Genomic DNA, 2,104 nt, shown 5'->3' on the forward strand with positions numbered 1-2,104 from the left:
TTTACCCGTTGGTTTTCGGCATAAGACGACTCGTGTATGCAGGTCGTCAGGAAAAAGTGCTGCTTGACTTCGGGAAACGCCCTTGTAGTGCTTTATTTTCCGTTTTCTGTGACGACCCCAGGGCATACGATGCGGATTGATAAACCGCCTTGGCGTTGCCCCGCACCCCGCTGAGCACTTCTTGCTGGGTGGGCACCTTGATGCCGCAGACCTTGCTCGAATCTTCCTGCGGATGCTCAAACACGCTGCTCAGTTCGTTGATGTCTTTGATGGTGTCGCAGGCATCGATCACATCCCAGGCCGTCACGCCCAACATGATGCCCGTTCCCACGACCGGGATCGCTTCGGCAAAGACGGACGACACATTGCGCGCGGCATTGGTCACAGCGCGCAGCGCAAGCCGCTTCGAGGCTTTCATCACAGCGCCAGCCCTGACTTGGGCCGTGCGCTTCAACGCACCGTTGGCCGCCTCGGCCTGTTCGATGGATTTGACCAAAGCGAGTTCCCTGGCTTGCAGCGCTTTGCTCGAAGCCACCAGAATTTCCTTTTCCCGCATGAGTTTGTCGGTGGCCACTGCGGCATCCCTTTGCCGGGCAGCGTTCGAACTGCGGCCCAACACCTGGGCAACCGTTGCATTCGAAACGGTCGAGGCAAGAAGCCCCTCGATGACGCGATACCCCGCTCCATGGACCTGATCGTTTGCCAGCGTCAAAACGTAAAGCACGCCAAGGCCGCAAAAGGAAAGAATAAAAAGCCGCCGCTTGATTCGCTGCCCCAGCGTTTGGCTTGCGGCGCCTGGTGCAGCCGGGCTTGCCTGGATTTCTGTGCTTGCCATGGTTGACCTTTGCGATGCGAAATAGAATTAAAACAACCGAATGATCATGCCTTGCCTAGCTGCCTTGAATTGAACCACTCAGCAAGGGATACGTTTTTCAAAGGAAAGGTCAAACCAAAGCTAAATTACGCTAGGCTACCAATGAGCAAATGATGATGCTTGAAAGCACCCCGCAGCGAATCATTGGCTACTTCCAAGATCGCCGGGTTCGTTATGCCGCTTAGAACTTCACAGGGCCGGATCAATAGTGAAAAAACACATTCTTATAGATAAGGCCCAATAAAGTTTGAACTTTGCATGATTTTCTAGTCCATCATTAATGGAAAAAGAAGACGCAAGAAACCAGACATTGGAGCAACTCCACGAGCGGCGAAAGCAGGTTGCAAGGCTTCACAAAAAGGGCATCAAGATCATGCAAATTGTGCAGTTGGTCGGACTGAGCTATCCGACAGTGCGCTCAGCCATTGATCTGTTTGAGTCGGGTGGCTGGAGTGCCCTCAAACCCGGGCTGCGCGGGCGTGCCAAAGGTGATGGTCGAGTCCTCAATCAGGCACAAGAAGACGCCATCCAGCGCCTGATCATCGACACGCGTCCAGAGCAACTCAAAATGGATTTTCACCTCTGGAGCCGCGGCGCCGTCGGTCAACTCATCGAACAGGAATTTGGCATCAGGTTGCAAGTGCGCAGCATCGGCAAATACCTCACCCGCTGGGGCTTCACGCCGCAAAAGCCCATCAAGCGCGCTTACGAGCAAAGCCCAGCGGCAGTGCAGGCTTGGCTGGAAGGCGAATACCCCGCCATTGAGCAACGCGCAAGAAGTGAGGGCGCTGAGATTCACTGGGGCGATGAAACAGCGCTGGTCAATACCGATGTGCGCGGTAGGAGCTTCTCGCCAGCGGGCAAAACCCCGGTAGCCATGGCTGTGGGCGGCACCCGCCACAAGCTCTCGATGATCGCCACAGTCACCAATCAGGGCAAGGCGCGCTGGATAATCATTGATGAGGCGTTTGATGCCGAAAAACTCATCGAATTTTTACAGGCCCTGGTCAACGAGGCAGGCAAAAAAGTCTTTCTGATACTGGACAACCTTAGAGTGCATCACAGCCGCCTGGTCAAGGAGTGGGTGGTTGAGCGGCACGATCAGATTGAGCTGTTTTACCTGCCCAGCTACACCCGCGGTGGCTGTCAAGGAAGTTGTCGCCTGAAGTGAAGTGAGTCAGGCTACTTTTTGCGTGTTTCGAAGCTCCTTGATTTGTGGGGTTTCTGGGT

The 2,104-nt window shown here is 54.8% G+C and carries 1 protein-coding gene and 1 pseudogene; one reads left to right on the plus strand and one right to left on the minus strand.

The window, feature by feature from the left end; translation table 11 throughout:
* Positions 1–46: 46 nt before the first annotated feature.
* Positions 47–712 carry a hypothetical protein gene (locus tag IWX85_RS20060; RefSeq protein WP_196870974.1) on the minus strand — a complete coding sequence of 222 codons (666 nt, stop codon included), beginning with the start codon at positions 710–712 and terminating at the stop codon, positions 47–49.
* 442 nt (positions 713–1,154) lie between these two features.
* Here IWX85_RS20060 and IWX85_RS20070 point away from each other — a divergent pair.
* A pseudogene (locus tag IWX85_RS20070) lies at positions 1,155–2,009 on the plus strand (IS630 family transposase); the annotation flags it as partial.
* Positions 2,010–2,104 lie beyond the last annotated feature (95 nt).

It is taken from the genome of Polaromonas sp. CG_9.11 (genome assembly GCF_015752225.1).
Classification (GTDB): Bacteria; Pseudomonadota; Gammaproteobacteria; order Burkholderiales; family Burkholderiaceae_C; genus Polaromonas.